The 20588-nt window shown below is 42.3% G+C and carries 17 protein-coding genes and 4 pseudogenes; 5 read left to right on the top strand and 16 right to left on the bottom strand.

Annotated features, from left to right (window positions below; translation table 11 throughout):
* Nucleotides 1–24 precede the first annotated feature (24 nt).
* The 5 genes and pseudogenes from JX304_RS10830 to JX304_RS08885 all read right to left on the bottom strand — a co-directional run.
* A pseudogene (locus tag JX304_RS10830) lies at nt 25–120 on the bottom strand (CPBP family intramembrane glutamate endopeptidase); the annotation flags it as partial.
* A gap of 351 nt (nt 121–471) precedes the next feature.
* The gene (locus JX304_RS08900; protein WP_205012186.1) at nt 472–1137 is read right to left on the bottom strand and encodes a potassium channel family protein; all 666 of its coding nucleotides are present in this window, start codon (nt 1135–1137) and stop codon (nt 472–474) included.
* A gap of 9 nt (nt 1138–1146) precedes the next feature.
* Entirely contained in the window at nt 1147–2529 is a 1383-nt protein-coding gene (locus JX304_RS08895; RefSeq protein ID WP_205012184.1) for a TrkH family potassium uptake protein, read from the bottom strand.
* Nucleotides 2530–2560: 31 nt separating this feature from the next.
* Nucleotides 2561–3325 carry a nucleoside phosphorylase gene (locus JX304_RS08890; RefSeq protein WP_205012181.1) on the bottom strand — a complete coding sequence of 255 codons (765 nt, stop codon included), beginning with the start codon at nt 3323–3325 and terminating at the stop codon, nt 2561–2563.
* Nucleotides 3322–3891, bottom strand: coding sequence for a sugar O-acetyltransferase (locus JX304_RS08885; protein WP_205012179.1), 570 nt, complete (start codon nt 3889–3891; stop codon nt 3322–3324). Before JX304_RS08885 ends, JX304_RS08890 begins: the two co-directional genes overlap by 4 nt.
* Nucleotides 3892–4269: 378 nt before the next feature.
* On the opposite strand from JX304_RS08885, the gene JX304_RS08880 reads away from it, so the two are divergent.
* Together JX304_RS08880 and JX304_RS08875 are read left to right on the top strand one after the other, a co-directional pair.
* The gene (locus JX304_RS08880) at nt 4270–5700 is read left to right on the top strand and encodes a VWA domain-containing protein (protein ID WP_239649428.1); all 1431 of its coding nucleotides are present in this window, start codon (nt 4270–4272) and stop codon (nt 5698–5700) included.
* A gap of 154 nt (nt 5701–5854) precedes the next feature.
* Nucleotides 5855–8569 carry a DEAD/DEAH box helicase family protein gene (locus tag JX304_RS08875; RefSeq protein WP_205012175.1) on the top strand — a complete coding sequence of 905 codons (2715 nt, stop codon included), beginning with the start codon at nt 5855–5857 and terminating at the stop codon, nt 8567–8569.
* A 58-nt stretch (nt 8570–8627) separates the two neighbouring features.
* Here the strand turns inward: JX304_RS08875 and JX304_RS08870 are convergent, their stop codons facing one another.
* The 5 genes and pseudogenes from JX304_RS08870 to JX304_RS08850 form a co-directional block, all read right to left on the bottom strand.
* Entirely contained in the window at nt 8628–9665 is a 1038-nt protein-coding gene (locus tag JX304_RS08870; protein WP_205012173.1) for a zinc-binding dehydrogenase, read from the bottom strand.
* Between the two features lie 98 nt (nt 9666–9763).
* The gene (locus JX304_RS08865; protein WP_205012171.1) at nt 9764–10948 is read right to left on the bottom strand and encodes a ryptide export MFS transporter; all 1185 of its coding nucleotides are present in this window, start codon (nt 10946–10948) and stop codon (nt 9764–9766) included.
* Between the two features lie 17 nt (nt 10949–10965).
* Nucleotides 10966–12266, bottom strand: a pseudogene (locus tag JX304_RS08860) (ATP-binding cassette domain-containing protein).
* Nucleotides 12267–12398: 132 nt separating this feature from the next.
* Complete coding sequence (locus tag JX304_RS08855) at nt 12399–13262, bottom strand: helix-turn-helix domain-containing protein (protein WP_205012169.1); 864 nt, start codon at nt 13260–13262, stop codon at nt 12399–12401.
* Nucleotides 13263–13378: 116 nt separating this feature from the next.
* Nucleotides 13379–14275 (bottom strand): cation diffusion facilitator family transporter, encoded by an 897-nt coding sequence (locus JX304_RS08850; RefSeq protein WP_205012167.1) that lies wholly within the window; start codon nt 14273–14275, stop codon nt 13379–13381.
* A gap of 282 nt (nt 14276–14557) precedes the next feature.
* On the opposite strand from JX304_RS08850, the gene JX304_RS08845 reads away from it, so the two are divergent.
* The 3 genes from JX304_RS08845 to JX304_RS08835 all read left to right on the top strand — a co-directional run bounded on the left by JX304_RS08845 (nt 14558) and on the right by JX304_RS08835 (nt 15987).
* Nucleotides 14558–15097 (top strand): TetR/AcrR family transcriptional regulator, encoded by a 540-nt coding sequence (locus tag JX304_RS08845; protein ID WP_239649429.1) that lies wholly within the window; start codon nt 14558–14560, stop codon nt 15095–15097.
* 15 nt (nt 15098–15112) lie between these two features.
* Nucleotides 15113–15586 (top strand): HXXEE domain-containing protein, encoded by a 474-nt coding sequence (locus JX304_RS08840; RefSeq protein WP_205012163.1) that lies wholly within the window; start codon nt 15113–15115, stop codon nt 15584–15586.
* Between the two features lie 68 nt (nt 15587–15654).
* Nucleotides 15655–15987 (top strand): glucuronide permease, encoded by a 333-nt coding sequence (locus tag JX304_RS08835; protein WP_205012161.1) that lies wholly within the window; start codon nt 15655–15657, stop codon nt 15985–15987.
* Nucleotides 15988–16165: 178 nt separating this feature from the next.
* On the opposite strand, the gene JX304_RS08830 is transcribed toward JX304_RS08835, so the two are convergent.
* The 6 genes and pseudogenes from JX304_RS08830 to pnuC all read right to left on the bottom strand — a co-directional run.
* Nucleotides 16166–16789 (bottom strand): TetR/AcrR family transcriptional regulator, encoded by a 624-nt coding sequence (locus tag JX304_RS08830; protein ID WP_205012159.1) that lies wholly within the window; start codon nt 16787–16789, stop codon nt 16166–16168.
* Between the two features lie 38 nt (nt 16790–16827).
* Entirely contained in the window at nt 16828–17910 is a 1083-nt protein-coding gene (locus JX304_RS08825) for an ABC transporter permease (RefSeq protein ID WP_205012158.1), read from the bottom strand.
* A 1-nt stretch (nt 17911) separates the two neighbouring features.
* Nucleotides 17912–18628, bottom strand: a complete 717-nt coding sequence (locus JX304_RS08820; protein ID WP_205012156.1) for an ABC transporter ATP-binding protein — start codon at nt 18626–18628, stop codon at nt 17912–17914.
* A 154-nt stretch (nt 18629–18782) separates the two neighbouring features.
* Nucleotides 18783–18992 (bottom strand): annotated as a pseudogene (locus JX304_RS08815) (glycine betaine ABC transporter substrate-binding protein); the annotation flags it as partial.
* Nucleotides 18993–19002: 10 nt separating this feature from the next.
* The gene (locus JX304_RS08810) at nt 19003–19941 is read right to left on the bottom strand and encodes an AEC family transporter (RefSeq protein WP_205012153.1); all 939 of its coding nucleotides are present in this window, start codon (nt 19939–19941) and stop codon (nt 19003–19005) included.
* 118 nt (nt 19942–20059) lie between these two features.
* A pseudogene (gene pnuC / locus JX304_RS08805) lies at nt 20060–20556 on the bottom strand (nicotinamide riboside transporter PnuC); the annotation flags it as partial.
* Nucleotides 20557–20588: the final 32 nt, after the last annotated feature.

Below are 20588 nucleotides of genomic sequence, written 5' to 3'. Positions count from 1 at the left end.
AGCCTTTCCTAAAATTTTATAAGATCAACTTCCCCAATGGATCAAGAGATACATGAGACTCGATCCAAACATATCTGCCAAGGCATGCATGAGGAAAAATGGCAAGAGATTCTTGACGACCTTGAAGACGGACGTTAGGTGAAATTATCCAGTGGATGATTTCAGCAATCCAGGAAGTTCCATGACTAATTAAGATACAGAGGACGTCTGCGGAGGAAAAATTAAAAATCATTTTTCTGCAGAATCATTTCACCTATTTTAGTTAAAAAATAGGTTATCAACATTCTGAAACTGGGACAAAAGTCCTAGCCTCTTCTTGTCTTTGGATTGTTGAGCAAGACGCAGTGGTTGAGTGGGCTTTACTAGGCTGATTTCATCAGCTTTTACAGCCCTACTCAACTGTGCGGAGGTGGGACGACGAAATCGAATTCTAACGAATGACCGATTTCTGTCCCACTCTCAATTACACGATTAGTCTAACAGGTCTTGGATTCTATCCAGATACTGATTATCAGTCACTGCCATCACGCGCACCCCTTCTGGCCAAACAAAATCTGGGCCCAGCTGGCTCCGCAGGGGCTGGTCTTCCGCATCTCTATAGCCAATAATATTGAGTTGATATTGGTCTCGGATTTCCAAATCTCGGATACTTTTTCCTACCCAGCCAGCTGGAACCGTAAACTCGACCACCACCACTGCTTCATCCAACTGGAAGACTTCAATCCCGTGCTGGAAGAGGATCATCTTGGCTAGGGACATTCCCGCTTCCACCTCTGGTAGGATGACCAAATCAGCACCAATTTTCTCAAGGACTTCCTTGGTCACTTCATTTTTGACCTTGGCGATGACATGCTCGACTCCAAGCGCCTTACAGTGCATGACAGCCAGCACACTGGACTCCAGGTTTTCACCCGTCGCGATCACGACTGTGTCACAGTTCCCAATATCTGCCGCGTCCAAGAGGTCTAAGTCTGTAATATCCCCGACAATTCCAGTCGTAATCATGGATTCATATTGGTTGATCACATCTGCGTGATCATCAATCGCAATAATATCCACATCCTGGTCTTGCAGAGTTTTCAGGACACTCTGTCCAAAAATTCCTAATCCTAAAATTCCAATGGTTCGATTCGCCATGAGTTTCTCCTATCCGATAATGATGTCTGCCTTGGCATACTGCAAGGTATCTGCTTTCTTGGCTTGGTAATTGTTCAAGCTAACCATGAGGGTCAAGGGGCCGATCCGACCGATAAACATAAGCACCATGATGATTCCCAGCCCTGCTCCATTTAAGGTCGAGGTCACATTGGCTGTCACGCCTACTGTCGCTAGAGCCGATACTACCTCAAAAACCAGGTACAAAAAGCGTTGACCATCCGGAGTCACGAGACAAAGACCAAAGAGTCCAAGGAGAAAAGTCAACTGGAAAATCACTGCCGTCCCCAAAGAGCGTTGGACCAAGTCTGGTGCGATGGTGCGCTTACCCAGGTTGGTATGTGGCAAGCCGAGCAACTCTTTGCGCGCTATGAGAATCAGCACCAAGAAGGTCGTGATCTTCATCCCCCCTGCTGTCCCACCTGGTGCCCCACCTAGAAACATCTGGAGGATATAGACAAAGAGCGTTACAGGCCGGACTGCTGTATAATCCAACGAGGCAAAACCAGCCGTCCGCATACTGACAGTTTGGAAGAAGCTGACCAAGATCTTCTCTCCTAATGGAAGGGACCCAATCGTTGCTGGATTATTAAACTCTGTCAAAAGACTAGTCACTGTCCCAAAGAGGAGGATCGCAGCTGTTAACCAGAGAACCACCTTGGTATGGAAGCGAAGAGTTCGCCGTCCCGATTGATTTCGGGCCTTGGTGGCTAGGTCAAACCAGACCATAAAGCCCAAGCCCCCAGTAATAATAAGGGCAGATAAGGTCAGGTTGACCAACCAATCCGTCTGGAAGCTCATCATACTATCGCCCCCAAAATTATCAAAACCTGCATTACAAAAGGCCGAGACCGCAACAAAGATGGAGTTAAAGATCCCATGCCCCCAGCCAAAGCGAGGGATAAAGCGGATCATGAGGAGCAAGGCCCCCAGTCCTTCGATGGTAAAGGTGGTAATAAAGATGGAGCGGACAAAACGGGCCAAGCTCTGGTTATTGCTAAAACTAAAACTGTCCCGAATGGTCTGCCGGTCCTTGTAACTAAGTTTTTGGCGACCTTCCATAAAGAAGAGACCGATAAAGGTCAAAATCCCTAGTCCTCCGATCTGGATCAGGAGCATACAGATCAATTGCCCCCAACCATTATAGGTCGAAGCCACCGACTGGGTAAAGAGCCCCGTCACACAGACCATGGAGACCGCTGTAAAGAGGTGGTCGATATAGCCTGCTTTTGAGCTCGCTAGCTGGACAAAGGGCAAACTCAGTAAGAACGAGCCCATCAGGATAACCAAGGCAAAGCTGAGAAAGATCCGCCTTGCTGGAGATAGGCGAGTCAGTTTGGCCCGCCATTGTTTAAAAAATAATTTGACTAACATAGCTTCATTGTATCATAAAAAGTGAAAAGACCTACAAGTGATGAACCATCTCTAGGCACAATTCTAAGGCTTTCTCGAATGCTTCAGATCCCCAGTCACGCTGGTCATAATTTTCCAGGTCTGCAAGTGAATCTGCGGTAAAGAGGAGCAAGCCCCAAACTGCATCACGAAGCTGGGCTACTGCTGCAAGTGAAGCGCACTCCATCTCCACAACACGACACCCTTCTTCAATGCGATAGGCCACCTTGTCAGGCGTTTCTCGATAAAAGCCGTCCGTCGACCAGGTCATGACTTCTTGATAAGGAATTTCTTTTCCTTTCAGGACAGTTTCAATGGCGGTCAGCGCTTGACGATCCACTTCCATATAACGAGAAGGCGCCACATAATGGTAGCTGGCTCCTTCATCTCGCAAGGCCTTGGTCGGGATTAAAAAAGCATTTTCTTCTATATCCACCAAGACCCCACAACTGCCTGCTGAAATGATCTTCTTCACCCCATAGCCAATCAACCAATCCATGAATTGGGAAGCAGCTGCAGAGCCAACCGGCGCTTGTGCCAAGCAGACTTCCTCCCCTTGGTGCTCCAGAACATAGACTGGATAAGCCTTGGTAGCTGAGACAAAGCTAGCTACTTGTTTGGCTCCAGCAGCTTTGGCAAAGCGATCAATTTCATCCTCTAAGAAAGCATAAACGCATTTTTCAGGCAAGTGCACATCAAGCCCCTCATGGGTCGGCATAATGACTGCCTGCGGATTGTCATCAAACTCTAAAATCGGAATGTCATGCTTATGGATCATTGTTTCTCCTTTTTGATAGGTATTTCTTTGATGACACGGGCTGGGTTTCCTGCAAGGACCACATTGTCTCCAAAAGACTTGGTCACGACTGCACCAGCACCAGCGACCACATTGTCACCCAGCGTCACGCCAGGCAGGATGGTGACCCCTCCTCCTGCCCAGAAATTGTCTCCAATGGTAATCGGAGCTCCATACTCCAGACCAGAATTGCGCTCATCTGGATCTAGTGGGTGCAAGGGGGTCAAGAATTGGCAATTGGGACCAATCATGGCATTCTTTCCGATGGTAATGGGACAAATATCCAACATGGTCAAATTGTAATTGGCATAGAAATGCTCTCCCAAATGGATGTTGACGCCGTAATCCACAAGAACCTGACGATTTAGATAGAGGTTGTCGCCAGTAGAGCCAAACCACTCTTTGATGATGGCCGCTCCTTTTTTAGGGTCCACCTCTTGGTTAAAGGCCTCTTGCTTCTCCCGAGAGGCTTTTGCCAACGCCCGTAATTCAGGGTCTGCAGGTCTATAATAGTCACCTGCAATCATTTTTTCATATTCACTGGCCATAAGGAAACCTCCACTTTACTTTGACTTATTATAGCAAATTCCCCAGGTCTAAATCAAGAACAGAAGGAGATAAAACTGACGAATCAAGATTTGAAAGACCAAACGATTGCCTAACTATCCAAACATAAATAAAGTGACTAACTAGTATTTCTTTGACTTTAAAGAATGGACTCAAAAGCTATCAATATAGAGAAGCGATTTATTTTCCTCTAATTAATCATTTTAATATTTTTTTGTTTTTATGTATATTTTTAACACGTGGTATTTTATCAATAACTAGAGACAAAAATATCTCGAAAAGCCTTGATTATTATACCGTTGACAAGTTTTTTAAAAACCGGTATGATAGATAAAAGTTTATTAAAAAGGGGACGTATTTTGAAAAAATATACTATTTCACGTAAACAAACTTTAACTTTAGCTTCCGTTATTTTAGGAACGGTCTTCACAGGAACGACTATCGCTTCTGCTGATGACGTTGCTCCTAGCACAACCCAAGCTGCTCCTGTAGCTACTACAGCAGCAAAATCACCTATCACGGCTGCAACCGAAGAAATCAACGCCAAAGCCAATACACCCGTTGTGCCTGCTGATAAAGCAAAAACTGGGGATGTTATCGCTGTGGATGTCCAAAAAACAGGACCAGCTACGAAAACAGATGGTGCGGATACAACCACTACTTCAACAGCAACCATCAAAACGACTAGCTTAGCCGATCAAGACACACCTGTTGGCACTTCAAAACCAGTCTCTTCTACCAAGACAGCTACATCAACCAAAGAAACAGCTGACTACACTGAAACAACAACAGAAACCGTCAACAAAACAACTGTAGTCGAAGTGACAAAAGAAGCAGATGTCATCAACAAAAAAGAAGTCCAAGGAACATCAGACATCGTCTTTGTCATTGATAAATCAAGTTCGATGAATTCTCACATCAATGATACAATGAAGAATATCGAGACCTTTGTTCGCAATCTATCTGCCAAGAAAATTCAAGCTCGTATAGGATTAGCTGAATACGAAAGATCTAAAGAGGTTAAATACCATGATTTCGATGGATCTAAGTTCACAAGTGATCCAGAAAGCTTTATTGCCGCTCTGAACACTATCAAAACTGGTGGTAGTTATGAAAATACTACTGTTCCATTACACCATATTGCCACTTCAGCAGATTACAACTGGGGAACTGGAGCAAACAACCATCGCTTTGCTTTCGTCATTACAGACGAGCCAATCGATATGGATACTCCATTTAAGAATCCCCTCCCAACAAAAGAAGCAACACTGAAGGCCCTTCAAGATGCCGGTATTTCTTTGACCGTAGTTGGCGAAAAAGGTGACAAAAAAGACTTTGATCCATTGGTTAATGGGACAAATGGTCTTTACTTGGATATCCGCAAAGATTTCGGTGACTTGTTGAACGTTCAATTTGCTAACAAAGTCATTGAAACCGTCCAAAAAGGTCGTGTCTTCAAGGTCCAAACAGACAAGTATGAGTTGATTTCAAAAACTCACCGCGTAGCGAAAGCAAAACCACAAACGCCTAGCATCCAAACACCTGCAACACCGACTCCTACTCCTCAGAAACCGGCTGTTGTCACTCCTGCGAAACCGACAGTCTTCACACCAGCTAAAAACGAGCCTGTGAAAACAGAAGTCTATATCGCACAAGCGGCTCTTCCTCAAAAAGAAGCAAGCCTTCCAAATACAGGAAGCACGGCCTCAACAGCCTTGACAACTATTGGCCTTGGTCTTCTTAGCATGGGTGCTGCCTTTGGTCTCTCTCGTAAAACAAAGAAAGACTAACGTTAACAAGCCTAATCCGTTGATTGGGCTTTTTCGCTCTGTCCGAATGATTCCTGTTTGCCATTCTCATTAGAAAGTAGAGATCTTCAACTTCTACTAAAAGATTCTTGTCCTCCGCTATGTTATAATGGGGACAGTACAAGGGAGGAAACCTATGTTACAAGAACTAACCTTTACAGGTCAATGGAGACACTATCAAAAACGCGTTCTCGATAAGAGTGACGCTTTTATGGCGGATGGCCACCTGCATTTGGTGGCGGCTCCTGGCTCTGGAAAAACAACCTTGGGTATTGAATTTATCCGACGCTTTGGGCAACCAACCCTGATCTTGGCACCTACGGTCACGATTCGCCAGCAATGGGTGGACCGGATTGTCCAAGCCTTCTTGAAAGATGAAAGCCAAGCGGAGCAATTGATCTCTCAGGACCTCAAACATCCTAAGCTGATTACAGTGGCTACCTATCAGGCCCTACACAGTGCCATGAACCAAGTCGTCGGTCAATCGCAAGCTGAGGATACCGATGACCAGGCAGAGATTGAAAACTTTGATTTCAAAGGCTTTGATATCTTTACTACTTTCAAAAACATCTCACTTGGAACCCTCTGTTTAGATGAGTGTCACCACCTGCGCAATGAATGGTGGAAGAGTTTGGAAGGCTTTTGTCAAGCCTTCCCTGATTTAAAGATGATTTCCCTCACTGCTACCCCACCTTATGAAGGAGACCCTGCCCTTTGGGATCGCTATATCCGCATGTGTGGGGAGATTGATGAGGAAATTACGGTTCCCGAATTGGTCAAGGAAGAGACCCTTTGTCCCCACCAAGACTATGTCTATTTTGCCTTTCCAACCAAGGAAGAGCAAGAGCAGTTGGACGCCTTTAGCCAACAAAAGAATGCTTTTTTGCAACAACTGACTTCTGATCCCCTCTTTTGCCAATACCTCCAAAACTGCCAAGCCTTATCGGGTCAGATCAGCGATGATGAATTGCTCAATGATCCCCAATATCTCTCTGCTACCCTGATCTTTCTTCGAAGCAAGGGAATCGCCTTTCCAAAACGTTTCCAGGACCTTTTAGGAGCTAAAAAACTTCCTGATTTCACCATGGAATGGCTTGAAATCCTCCTGCAAGGACTGCTCTTTCAGGTACCTCACTGGTATAATCTACCAGAGGAATACGAGAAGCAAATCCTCCATGAACTAAAAGCAGCGAGCTTAATCGATCGAAAACAAGTTAAACTGGTCCGCAACAAAAAACAAGACCTTCTGCTCAATCAATCCCTTGGAAAACTCAATGCAGTTCGAGAGATTTTCAAGGCGGAATATCAGGCGCTTGGAAATCAATTGCGCCAACTGGTCCTAACAGACTACATTCGCCAAGATTTTGAAGTTCATCTCGGGGATACGGACGCCCAATTTACTCAATTGGGAGTTCTCTCCTATTTTGAATCCATTCGCAGGGAAAGCATAGAGCAAGCAACTCCTCCTGCCATCGCTGTCTTGACAGGCAGCATCGTCATCATCCCGACAGTTGCTAAGTCAAGATTAGAAGAACTTCTAGGAGCGGATCGACTGACTTACCAAAGTGTCGGCCAATTATCTACTGATGACTTTCTCAAGGTTCGCTTGGTAGGTTCTCAACATGATTTGGTGACAGCTGTGACCCAGCTCTTTCAAGAAGGACTCATCCAAGTCGTGATTGGAACCAAGTCTCTTCTGGGAGAAGGCTGGGATGCTCCTTGTGTCAACTCCCTGATCCTAGCGAGCTTTGTCGGCAGTTTTATGCTCAGCAACCAAATGCGTGGCCGTGCCATCCGAGTATGGCCTGAGGATCCAGACAAGACCAGTAACATCTGGCATCTGGTCTCCATCAATCTTTCCCTAAAGAAATGGTATGAAAAGTCCGATCTTGAAAAAGAAGAGATCGAAGCCATCACTGATCAGCTGAAACAATATAGTCCTGATCTGGAGCTCTTGGAAAGACGGATGAAGCAATTTTTAGGCCTCCACTACAAGGAACCCTTTATCGAATCCGGTATCGAGCGTCTGGCCTTTGACAATATCCGCTATACTAAAAAACAGTTACAGAAACTCAATGAAGAGACCTTAGAGCGCTCTACCCATCGTCAAGAACTCCGGGATGGCTGGCAAAAAGCTCTTCCGATTCTGGAGAATATGGAGATTGCAAACGAGGTCCAAGTGGATAAACACTTCCTGCCTCTGGCCCTATTTTTTGATGCTAGAAAGCTGGCACGCTGGCTGACGGCTGCTACTTTGACCGATGCTTTCTCTAACCTGATTTACTATTCACATAGAGGTGGATGGAATACAGCTTCTCTTATTCTTCTATTCGTCCTAGCTGTTCTCGCTCTCCTTGCTTGGCTCCGCTACTATCTCTATAAAAGTCCTTATAAACGGTTAGAAGTCTTCGGCCAGGCTATTCACCAAGCCCTGCTCCTTTCTGGGCAGATTCAGACCCAGGAGACCCGCATCCAAGTCGTACGATACCGAAAGGACGCCATTAACACGCTGATCTATATGAAAGGCGGAACCATGCGAGAGAAAGAACTCTTCTCGCAAACCATGATCGAATTTTTCGCACCGATTGAAAACCAGCGTTACATCCTAAAAGCCCAGGAAAAGGTATCCGACCAGACTGAATATTTCGCTGTACCAAGCCTCTTTGACAAACGTAAAGAAGAGGCCCAAGCCTTTGTGGCGCAAATCCGAAAGAGCCTAGGCAAGTATGACCTCGTCTATACCCGAAGTGCAGAAGGCCGTGCTGTTCTTTTAGATGCACGCATCAAGGCACTCGCCAATAAACAAGAGCGTACCTTCACCAAGAAGCAAGTGATGTCAGATTTGAAATAAGCATTTAGTTCACTATAAAAGAAAAGTCTAGTAGATTCATTTCTACTAGACTTTTTCGTTATTCTATCACAATCATAGCCTTAATGGTCTTGCGTTCATCCATATCTTTATAGGCTTGATCAATCTCGTCCAAGCTATAGCTATGGGTGAAGACGCGACCTGGATTGATGTCTCCGTCAAGCACTGCTTTCAGCAAGAATTGCTTGTCATAGGTGGTAACAGAGGCTGCTCCACCTGCCACGGAAATATTTTGGGCAAAGGTCGATCCAAGAGCACGATTATTGTAATGAGGCACACCGACAAATCCTAAGCACCCCCCATTATGAAGGACTCCAAGGGCTTGATCGACGGCTGCCGCGGTACCGACACATTCAAGAGCTGCATCTGCTCCTCCACCAAGGATTTCACGGACCTTAGCAATGCCTTCTTCCCCACGCTCTGCTACAACGGCTGTAGCACCAAATTCCAGAGCCATTTGTTGGCGGTCTTCATGACGGCTCATGAGGACAATTTGTGAGGCACCACGCATCTTAGCTGCGATGACAGCACATTGACCAACAGCTCCGTCCCCGATGACCACGACTTTGTCGCCCCGTTTCACATGAGCCACACGCGCCGCATGATAGCCCGTCGGCATGACATCTGCTAGCGTCAAGAAGGATTTAAGCATGGCTTCTGTATAATCAGATGGTTGCCCAGGGATTTTGACAAGGGCCCAGTTGGCATATTCAAAGCGCATGTACTCCGCTTGCACCCCGTCAGACCAGTTGCTGCCGATATGGCGGTCACAGGTCCCATCATAACCCGCACGACAGGCATCACACTCCCCACAACCATGGGTGAAAGGGGCGATGACAAAGTCTCCCGATTTGACCGTTGTAATAGCTTCTCCGATTTCTTCCACAATCCCAATGGCTTCGTGACCACTATTTTGGCGTCCCTCTTCAATATCTGGATTGCGGTAGCTCCAAAGATCGGAGCCACAGACACAAGTGCGAACGATGCGGAGAATGACATCATCTGGTGCTTCGATGTGTGGACGTTCCACTTCTACTAGACCCACTTGCCCAGCTTTTGTATAGACTGTTTTCTTCATAGGGACGACCTACTTTCTATTGCTTACTGTCTTCTAGTATACACTTTTATCGCCTAATTTGTAAGTAGCAGTCCTTCCTAATTACCTACTCCCTCTTATCAACCTTTGTTTAACAGATCTCTTTTACAATATATCAAGGCTGCTTCTAAGAGTGTAGCGATCATTGCCAAATAGAAAACTGTCCGAATCCCGAAATACTCTGTCATAGAACTCATCAAAAAGACGAAAACTGAAAAAGCAAGGGTTGAAATGACTTCAAATACAGAATAGACATGCACTAACTGATTTTCATCAACCGTTTCCTGAAGGAAGACACTTTCGGGGACTTCTTTCAATTGAGACAAGAAGCCGATTCCAGCTGAAAAAAGTAAAAATGTTTCTACAGTTGAGAAAAACAGGATACTGCCTGTGACGGCTACTATTGCGACAAGCGGAAAGAAAATACTTTTCCATTTGTGAGCTAAAAACTTTTCAGAGTAGTTGAAAACAATCATTCCCCCTAAAATAATTCCCAGAGAATAGGCTGTATTGGAGTAGCCCCAGTAGCTTTCAGTCTGTTGCAATACCTCGGTTACAAAAACAAGAATCACAGACGAAACCCAGATTGTATTAGAAAAATTCTCCAATAAATTTGCTTGTACCAATAACCTTAATGGAGGATTTTTCACCACTAAGCTCCAACCTTTGACAAGAGTATCCAGATTGGTCTCCGCTTCTAACTGCTCTATTTTAGCCTGAGGAAGAAAGAGCATCACAAAAGTAGAGAGAAGATAAAGGAATAGGACTAGCAACATTGTGGAAAATAGACCAACCAAAGCGTAAAGGAGTCCTCCCAGTCCCCAACCAATTAATTGAACTCCCTCACCACTCATTGACAAAGCGGCATTTGCCTTTCCCAAATTTGTAGCATATCGAGGAATCATGGCATAAGAAACCGGTGCTGCAAAGCCGTCTAAGATAGAAATAGCAATTACAAAAACATACATCCCCACGGCTGGTACGAATTGAAACTTGGTAAACAGGGCCACGAGAATTGCCACTAGAGCTGTTTTTCCTCCTTGAGTCAAAAATAAAACTCGATTTAAGGGAATTATTTTGGTCACCAAGGGGACTAAAAAACTTGCCATGAATGCTGACAATCCGATGAGAATCGGAACCATTGAGGTAGCAATTACCGATTTAGTTATAACAAAGATATTTGCAATAAGGGATACCCTAAGAAAAATATCCGCTAAATTTGCAAACAATTGGGAAACTAATAATTTCACAAAGGAACGAGACATCGTATCCCTCCTTTTTATCAATCTTCATGAGATAAATCGATCACTTGATCGTATTGAGCTAGTATCTCATCATCATAATGGTGAATCACCTCCACAAGGGCTTGTGGAAGACGTAGTAGGATCCTTGAAATTTGACGAGCATTCTCTTTGTCCAGATTGGCTTTGACTTCATCTGCTAAAATCAAGTCACTATTGTGGTACAAACTACGAGCAATTTCTAGACGTTGCTTTTCTCCACCAGAAAGCTGCTCCCCATATAAAAGATGTTCCTTTAAAAATGCTAAGTTTACTCGATCCAAAACCTGTTCCATCTTTAGTTTGTCTAGGGCCTTCCCAAGGATGATATTGTCTTCCAGTGACAACCCATTAAAAATATAGGAGTCTTGTAAAATATAGGAAACCGATCGTGCAATCTGCTCCTGTGCTAAAGTCTGACCATCGTAGGTCACACTTCCTGAATCTAGAGATACTTGACCATAAAGAAGGTTCAACAAGGTAGACTTTCCACAGCCACTTGGGCCAATCAGAGCAACTTTCTCTCCTGCTTTGATTTCTAAAGATAGTTTTTTAAAGAGTACTTTATCTTCAAACCGCAAAGAAACATGATCTGCAACGATAGGAAAAAGAGGAACCGAAGCTTGGTCATCCATCTGTGAACTTGTATCTTGAAGTAGAAAAGAGTAACGTTCCCTCAGTTGTTCAATCGACTTGTAAGTATTGATAAAATAGGAAAGTTCATTAAATTGATAGCCGATATTATGGGAAACTAGATAAATTGCAACAAAGCTGGCACCAGACAAGTAATCATAATAGGTCATCACCCCACCGATAATGATTGGAACAACCGAACAAAACGCATCAATACTATTAATAAGGATAGTGTTGATTGTCCGTTGTCGTTCATACCGAATGTCTTGCTCAACTCTTTTTCCCAAAACCTTTTTAAATCGATGAAAAAAGAAATCCCCGGCCCCATAATTTTGAATGACTCTTACACCACCAATTATAACAGAATCTCCTCTTTTTCACCATTTTTACCATACAAAAAATGGTGAAATAATTTTTCTTTCATGGTCAAGGTAAAATCAGCGACTAACCTTGCATAGTAATACCGTTTCCCAGCCAACCCAACCAGAATAATAAAATTACCGACGATCCCAACGATTAGTGCCATCCATAATTCACTCAGCGCCTTCTTCTCAAAGCTCGCCACAATCATCGATACCAAGGATGGCGTGATAATGGCTTCCAGCCAGGTCACAACAATGAAACTAAAATAGAGAAGCAAATGTTTTTTAGAAATGAATTTTTTTAACATGGCAGCTAATCCTTTCTACAGAGTCTATTACTGATAACTGTTCCTTATCCCATTTAGTCGGATTCTATGGACTGATTGTAAAAATTATAGCACTTCTTCTTTTGTACGGTATTTTATTCCCATATATGCTCACTAATTATTTTCATTCATCAATTTTTTCAAATTTCTTTCATAAATCGTCGCAATATGCTCGCTCCCTGCCAATTTCATGGTCTCAATACACTTTCTCATTTCGTCGATGGCACTCGTATCTCCTGTCTTTCGATAGCGATAAAAGTTTTGAGCATAGACAAACACGAGACGTTCATACATTTCCGTCTCGATGAAGAAACACTGATTTAATTGTTCCTCAAAATAGCAGGCATCTACCATTTTTTGGCGCTCAATACAAGTAATATACCCATTCAGTAACATAGTTGAAATCATACGTCGATTATTCGGAATCTCTTTGTAGAAATCCGATCTTTTAGACATCTCCCTTGCCAATACCATAAAAACCTCATGATTCAACACATCTAGGGTATTTATAAAAATTAATAACTCATAATAGCCCCAGTGCTCTACGCTGAATAGGTAATCCGTTAAATCCTTTAGGTCGTCTTCTGTATAGTAATCTTCTCCAGATAAATCCTGTAAACGAATTTTTAATAAAATAGTATTAATGTGATGAAACTTTTCCCTTTTGTCTTTCAACCCCATCTGAGAAGCAAGGAGTTTCTTCATTTCATCGATATCATGAGTCGATACAAAAAGCCTGACCTTTGTCAAGAGTTCATTCAGATTATCACGGTGAAAATCATGGACAGCATACATAAATTCATCAATCGGCACATTGATTTCATCTAAGATCAACATAAACTTTGAAATGGTTAAATCTGTCTGCCCCTTTTCAAAGCGGGAGAGTTGAGAGGTTGAAATACCTGCCTTTGCAACATCTTTCAGTCGGATACCTCTGGATTCTCGAAATTGCCTATATAGTTCTCCAAATTCCTTCATTTAGCACCTCTATCAAGCATATATGGGAAAAACTTTTTCTTTTTAGTATTCTAGCATAAATTAACGAATAAAACAAAACTCCTAGAAAATCCACTTTTCTAGGAGTCGTTTTGTATTTAATGATGGTGCTCTTGCTCACTTTCTGCCTCCAGCTCTTCGATATTTCGCTTGTGAGCACGGTGAGTTGCTAGGTCTTCATCCACTTCAATAGTGACATTTTGAAAGCCACTCTCTTTGAGCAAGGTGCGGATAGACTCTTTACAGACCTCCATATGCTTGACGTGCTCCAGACAAACATGGACGATGGCATTTTTTTCCAAGCCATCCATGGTCCAAAGATTAAGCTGGTTAATACTAGCGACATGGTCCAACTCTGCCAGATCCGTCTTGATCTTCTGGATGTTCACCCCTTCTGGCACGGCATCGAGGAAAATCCTGAGCGTAGACCAAAAACGAGGAATGGCTTTTGAAAGAATAAAGAAGGAAATAGCAAGGGACAGGAGCGGATCCAGGATATACCAGTCAGTATATCGGAGAACAATGGCCATCAGGATGACGGCGACCCAACCTAGGGTGTCTTCCAAAAAGTGAAGGCTGAGAATGGATTCATTCTTGGTTTGTCCCTTACGAATGACCAGACTTGCTAAGACATTTACACTGATGGCAATGATTCCAAGCCAGAGAAGACCTTCTTCATTGACAGGTTGTGGGTGAAAGAGTTTGACCATATTTTCCAAAATCACCATCCCAGACCCTGTCATCAGGATCACAGCGGTCACCATAGCCCCTAAAAGGCTAAAACGCTTGTATCCCAAGGTGTAATGGCTGTCTTCTTTCCGATTGGAAATGCTCTCTAGGAAAGCCGAGATACCAATAGCAACCGCATCCCCAAAGTCATGAACCGAATCAGCAAGAACTGCACTGGAACCAAAAATCCCTCCTGCTATAAACTCAACAATGGCAAAGCTTAGATTCAAGAAAAAAGCCAGCCAAACTGCATGTTTTGTCTTCATAATCTTGTTTCCTTTGTTATAATGGGAGTGGGACAGAATCAATTTTTATAAAAATTTATTCCTATTCCCACCATTGCAAGGCTGATTAGGTACTCTTTGAAGCTAAAGAGCGAAAAAGAGACCAATCAGCTACTGCGTAAATCATTTAACTCTATAGATATTCCGAGAACTGAGACTATTATCTCTTCTCTTCATTATCTATTATCCAATACTATCAACAGAAAGGATAGGAGCAAACCGTTCTCCATGTACGTTATTGAACAGTTTGTTCAAATTGTCCATATGAAAGTTCCAGATCGTCGCATTACCAAGACTCGAAATGCTATCTATAAAGCTTTTTTACAATTACTTAACCAAAAAGACTATGAAGCCATAACGGTTCAAGAAATCATTGACCTCGCTGATGTCGGGCGATCAACCTTTTACAGCCATTATGAGAGCAAAGAGTTACTGCTGGATGAACTCTGCCAACAGCTCTTTCACCATTTATTTGAGCGTGCTCAGCACCTCTCTCCACAAGACTACCTGGCCCATATTTTTCAGCATTTCAAGAAAAATCAAGACCATGTAACCAGTCTATTGCTTTCAAAAAATGATTATTTTATCCGACAACTGCGAAAAGAACTGGAACATGACGTCTACCCTATGTTAGCCGACGAACTCATCAAGGCCCATCCAACTCTCCCTCACTCCTATCTCAAGCACTTGGTCGTTAGCCACTTCATTGAAACCCTCAGCTGGTGGTTGAAAAAAGGCAAGTCCTACTCCGAACAAGAAGTGATCCAGTTTTATTTGGAGATTCTGAAAGTGGGTTCGAATTAGAAAGGAGTGTTTTCAATGTCCATCGTGCAATTTTATTTTCTTTTTCCAGCCCTATTCATGCTTCACGAACTCGAAGAAATCGTTTGGATGCCATCCTTTGCCAAAAAAATATCAATCCAGTATCCAAACAATCGAATCCTATCTTATTACACTCCTTTTGCTTTCAATGCCATTGTCTTGGAGCAACTTTTACTTCTAATGATAACACTTTATCTTAGTTACCAATTTAACAACTATACCATTTACACAACCATCGTAATCGCTTATATCTATCATGTGTTCGGACATCTTATTCAGACAATTGTTATTCGAAAATATGCGCCGGGATTGCTAACTGGCATTTTTACGAGTTTATTTTCTCTATTCTATCTCAAAAATAACGTACCAATCAATCTTTATTGCTACTCTTTTATCACTTTAACCCTTATCATTGTTAATCTTGTGCTTTCATTCATGGTTCTTCATAAGAAGACTCTCAAACTAAGGTAAGTTAAGGTCTTAAGTTCTGAACACTATCACATTACATTTACTTTAATTATCCTAGAAAGAAAACAAATATGCCACTTTGTTACATTGTTAACATTATTACAGCCTTCTTAGCCCTTGCTTTTGCTCTTCTTCATTTCATGGCTAGCCTTTCAGAATTAAGAAAGGGCAAAAACACTTTAGGAAATCGGCTTCTCCTTATCGGAAGTAGCATTGCGACCTTATCTCTCATCCTCTACTGCTTTTTGCCGATTGTTGCTTTATTCATTTGGCTAATCGGCTGTGGGTTGATTTGCTACGGAGCCTATTGGAATGGCAAGCACAAAGAAAACTTCAATCTAGCCCACCTTGTCATTCGATTGGGAATCGCTCTGGTAATCACTATTTTATTAGCCCTCATATAAGAAAAGCTCAAGTTGTATCAATGAAAACTTGAGCTTTTTCTTATTCTATTCATCATCCAAAATTGCTATGCCTTTTACGGATTATCAAATACAAAAAAACAAACGCCAAAAATGACGTTTGTCTTCAATCTGAATCAACTTTTAAAAGTTGTTTTTTCATTCTATATTTAGAAAATTGCTACTTCCACAAGCCTCCTAAGATTTGCTTTTCTAACAATTCTAAATCCTCTTCTCTCATTTCGCCATTGTCACCAACGATATACAGTTGAGAAAAGTAAGCTAACAAAGGACCTACACAGATGCGAACCATTTGAGGAATCGTTAATTCAGGATTAACACGTGGATCTGCCAACAATTCCTTGTGGAGCATCAGAAGTTTATCCTGGATAGTATTCCAGATAAAAATCTGTTCATGTCTCAATTTCTTATTAGAGAACAATTCGTGAAAAATAATTTTCATCAAGGCACGATTTTTTTTGAGATAGGTCATTCGATTATGGACGAGATAATGAACTTTTTCTTCTGTCGTTTCAAAAGTCAACAGTTCTTCAAAAAAACTTCCGAAAAGCCCTGGGACAACAGGGTGTAAAATAGCTGTTAACAAATCGACTTTCGTTTTAAAATACTTAAATAAGGTAGCTTGACTGAGTCCAGCATGCTCAGCTATGTGAAGGGTAGAGGTGCCATCATAGCCCTTGGTCGAAATGAGATCCACTGCCGACCGCATAATTTTTTTCTTCCCTTGAGGATAATCAGCTTCCTCTAAGTAATCTTCAAACGATTCAAAAATAGTCTTATCCATTGAACAGTCATCCCTTTTAGTATTTTTTGTGTTTTTCTTTAAACTTTACGGTAACGGCGTAAGCCTACAATATTGAGGATTGTCAAAATGACAAGGAAAATCAGTAGAACACCGATATTTGGCAAAACGTCTCCAAGGCCACGTCCGTAAAGAATAATCTGACTCATTGCATCACCAGAATAGGTCAAAGGCAAAAATCTACCGACCATCTGAGCCCAATCTCCCATCGATGACAATGGAATAATTCCTGAGAAAAAGAGCTGTGGCATGATCACAAGAGGAATAAACTGCATCATTTGGAATTCTGATTTGGCCAAGGTAGACAAGAGAATTCCGAAGGCCAATGCTACAAGAGCCAGTACTACATTAACTATTATAACATGAAATAAATTTCCAACAACTTCTACATCTAATAACCAAATGGCAGCTAGGACTACGACTGCTGTTTGAATAATCGCAATGAGACCGTAAGACAACATGTAACCATATACGATTTCAGAACGTTTGACTGGAGTTGCTAATAAACGCTCTAGTGTACCACTGGTGCGTTCTTTCAACAATGCCATGCCTGAAATCAAAAAAACAAAAAAGAAAACGACAAAGCCTATCAAAACTGGAATCATACTTGTAAAAAAGCTTGTATTTTCATCACCATACTGGTAGAATTCCTTGATTTCCGGTGTTTTTGCCTCCAAATTCAATTGTGGAAGAGCTTGTTTGACGCGAGTCATTAATTGATTACTTCCTTCGCTGGCGATACTGGTCCGCAATACTTGTCGAGTCATGGATGTTTTAGAAGCATCTGTATTTGCATAATCGACCTGATATTCACCGTTTTTATAAGAAACCACCGCATCTACTTTTTCATCAGCTAAGTCTTTCTTTGCTTGATTGAGATCGTTGTAAGTCTGTACACTAACATGGTCCAGATCATCCATTTTCGTCACCAAACTAGTTGGAAGATCTTGTGTTGCTAGTTTAATATTCACGGCTGTACTAGCCGAAAACATGAGATTCATCAACCACATGATAAAGACTGGTGCTACAAACATCATGGCAAGAGTTCGTTTATCACGAAGCAATTCTTTTAATACTTTTTTCGCAATAGCTAAGGTTCTCATCTTACTCTCCTTCCGCCTTCAAAAAGACTTCTTCAATACTTGAAACACCATAACCTTCTTTGAGATTTTTTGGTGTATCAAAGGCAATGATTTTTCCACCTAACAAGAGGCCAACCTTATCCGTAAGCTCTGCTTCATCCATAACATGAGTGGTGACTAGGATTCCTACCCCCTTGTCTCTGAGCGCCATCAACTCTTGCCAGATTTTCTTTCGAAGCGAAGGGTCGATTCCAACAGTTGGTTCGTCCAAAATCAAGAGTTGCGGATTTCCTAAAAGCGCAATGGCTAGGGACAAGCGTCGTTTCATCCCTCCGGAATAACCAGCTACTGCCTTGTTTAAATGCTCTGTCAAATCGACTACTTGAGCTACATGGGCAATTTTATCCTTTAAGACTTTTTTTGATAGGCCTTTTAGCTGACCGAAAAATTCCAAATTTTCTTCTCCTGACAAGGCTTCATAAAGAGCATCTGATTGAGCCATATAGCCAATATCTCCCAGAATATGACGATTGGGCATGGTATGGTCTAAAACTAAAGCGATACCGCTATCCGCCTTTTCCATTCCTAACATGGTTTTAATCATAGTTGATTTACCAGCACCCGATGGACCGATTAGACCAATGATTTTCCCAGGCTGTAAATCAAAACTAACCTGATCTAAGACCATTTGACGACCAAAAGATTTTTCTAAATCTTGTAAATGTAGCAATGTTTTCATTTGCATCCTCCTAGGTGAGTGTTTACTCACTTTTAAATATGAGACTATTATAGTGAGTACTTACTCACTTGTCAAGTGGAAAGTAAAATTTTCATAACAAAAAATCTTCGAATACAAATCGAAGATTTTTAAGAATTCATAAGGAAATCTGCTTCTACTTTAGAAGAGCTTCTTGAATCAAAAATTCACGTGCTATTTCTTTAGCTGATTTTCCTTCCACACCAACTTGGTAGTTGAGTTGACTCATTTGGCTTTCTGTAATGTTACCAGCTAATGTATTGAGAAAAGCTTCCAATTTTGGATATTTTTCGAGTAATTCAGTTTTAGTAAGTGGTTCCCCTTGATAAGGCTGTTGCTTCACATTTTTAAATTGATCAAGCCATCAACACCATGAGTATTGGGATCACCACCATGGTAGCAAGGGTCGTCTCTGTCACCATGACCGCTGCGTAATCGCTATCGGCTCCATAGAGTCTGGCAACGACCGGGGCATTGGTCATCACTGGCATAGCGGACTGAATGATAAAGACTTGCTTCATCAAGCTTGGAAGAGGTGCCCAGTAAACAATGGTCGCCATCAAGAGTGGGGCAACCACGAAGCGTCCTAACAGAATTAAGAATTGGTCTTTTTTCAGAGTCAGCTGCTTTAGTCCTGCATTGGACACTGATAAACCAATAAATATCATGGATAAAGGAGTTGTCAAATTACCCAGATACTGTAAATCACTGGCTAAAAAGGTAGGGAGCTTGATATGAAGAATCACCAAGACTAGCCCTAAGAGAAAGCCCATGAGAGGAGGAGAAAAGACTTTTTTCAGACTCGTTTTGAGATCAAACTGAGCTTCTCCCTCGCCATCCCGCTGGATCAGGTAGGTCCCCAAGGTCCAGAAAAAGGTCGTATTACACATGTAATAGATCAAAACATAGGGAATACTGGCATCTCCGAAAAGGGCTTGGTTAATGGGAAGACCCACAAAAATCGTATTGGAGTTAAAAAACATGGAAATAAAGAGGCCCCGGTGGTCTTGTCTCACTGCAAAGATCCTAGCTACTGCTGTCGCGATGCCAAGTAAAATGACCATAGACAGGGCAGGAAAACGCAGTTCTGGTAACATTTTTAGGAGGGCAGTCGCTGTAAAACGCTGTGTGATGGTGTAGAGCATATAGCAGGGCAGAGCGATTTGAGTGACTAATTTTGCGATCAAACCACGTGACTTGTCATCAAACCAGCCTTTTTCACCTATGACAAAGCCCACTAAAATCATCCCCAGAATGACCAGGATCCCTGATATACTCCTCAAAAAGATGTCCATGTTTTCTCCTTTTACTTCTTTGAAATGAGCGTTCTTCTACAAGGTCTCAAAAACTACTCTAGTATATCACAAAAAGAGGTGGAGTAACATGCCCACCTCTTGATTTTATTGATTGTTACTAGTAGCCTTTCTTAGCTGCCTTGCTCCATTGGTACCAACCAACCAGACTGTTGATCAAGTAAATAAAGTATTTCCCTTGAATTTGAAGGCTCTTTCCCCACCAAAGATAGATGGAGAATACATTGGTAGCTGCCCAGAAAATCCATTGTTCACGGTAAACAGCTGTCATCAAGAGCTGACCAACACCATTTGTCGCATCGGTAATAGAATTACGGAACGGACGATTGGCGCCAACGGATTGGTAAATGAAACCAAAGGTTAACCCCCAAAGCACACTAATTGATAAGTACTTGATCCATCCCACCGCATCCAATTTACGACCCACGAATTCCTGCTGTTCTTTTTTGAACTGGGCTTGATAGATCCAAACTAAGAGACCAATTGGCTGCATGATGGTGAAATAGAGAGTTGTCAAAACCTCACCGTAGAAGCCTTTTGAAGGGCAAGCACAAGATAAATGACAGAATTGATCAAACCAAAGAGATAGTTACTGGCAAATCAAACCGAGTTATCTGAGGAAGCCACCC

This window comes from Streptococcus parasanguinis (assembly GCF_901875555.1).
Lineage (GTDB): Bacteria > Bacillota > Bacilli > Lactobacillales > Streptococcaceae > Streptococcus > Streptococcus parasanguinis_H.
The sequence above is the reverse complement of the archived record's forward strand: the minus strand, read 5'-3'. Positions and strand labels throughout refer to the sequence as shown.

Excerpts from the sequence above, each read along its gene's own strand:
- JX304_RS08875 (WP_205012175.1), top strand. The coding sequence starts at position 5,855 with ATGTTACAAGAACTAACCTTTACAGGTCAATGGAGACACTATCAAAAA.
- JX304_RS08870 (WP_205012173.1), bottom strand. The coding sequence starts at position 9,665 with ATGAAGAAAACAGTCTATACAAAAGCTGGGCAAGTGGGTCTAGTAGAA.
- JX304_RS08835 (WP_205012161.1), top strand. The coding sequence starts at position 15,655 with ATGCCACTTTGTTACATTGTTAACATTATTACAGCCTTCTTAGCCCTT.
- JX304_RS08865 (WP_205012171.1), bottom strand. The coding sequence starts at position 10,948 with ATGTCTCGTTCCTTTGTGAAATTATTAGTTTCCCAATTGTTTGCAAAT.
- JX304_RS08895 (WP_205012184.1), bottom strand. The coding sequence starts at position 2,529 with ATGTTAGTCAAATTATTTTTTAAACAATGGCGGGCCAAACTGACTCGC.
- JX304_RS08830 (WP_205012159.1), bottom strand. The coding sequence starts at position 16,789 with ATGGATAAGACTATTTTTGAATCGTTTGAAGATTACTTAGAGGAAGCT.
- JX304_RS08810 (WP_205012153.1), bottom strand. The coding sequence starts at position 19,941 with ATGGACATCTTTTTGAGGAGTATATCAGGGATCCTGGTCATTCTGGGG.
- JX304_RS08850 (WP_205012167.1), bottom strand. The coding sequence starts at position 14,275 with ATGAAGACAAAACATGCAGTTTGGCTGGCTTTTTTCTTGAATCTAAGC.
- JX304_RS08855 (WP_205012169.1), bottom strand. The coding sequence starts at position 13,262 with ATGAAGGAATTTGGAGAACTATATAGGCAATTTCGAGAATCCAGAGGT.
- JX304_RS08845 (WP_239649429.1), top strand. The coding sequence starts at position 14,558 with ATGAAAGTTCCAGATCGTCGCATTACCAAGACTCGAAATGCTATCTAT.
- JX304_RS08885 (WP_205012179.1), bottom strand. The coding sequence starts at position 3,891 with ATGGCCAGTGAATATGAAAAAATGATTGCAGGTGACTATTATAGACCT.
- JX304_RS08890 (WP_205012181.1), bottom strand. The coding sequence starts at position 3,325 with ATGATCCATAAGCATGACATTCCGATTTTAGAGTTTGATGACAATCCG.
- JX304_RS08825 (WP_205012158.1), bottom strand. The coding sequence starts at position 17,910 with ATGAGAACCTTAGCTATTGCGAAAAAAGTATTAAAAGAATTGCTTCGT.
- JX304_RS08840 (WP_205012163.1), top strand. The coding sequence starts at position 15,113 with ATGTCCATCGTGCAATTTTATTTTCTTTTTCCAGCCCTATTCATGCTT.
- JX304_RS08900 (WP_205012186.1), bottom strand. The coding sequence starts at position 1,137 with ATGGCGAATCGAACCATTGGAATTTTAGGATTAGGAATTTTTGGACAG.
- JX304_RS08820 (WP_205012156.1), bottom strand. The coding sequence starts at position 18,628 with ATGAAAACATTGCTACATTTACAAGATTTAGAAAAATCTTTTGGTCGT.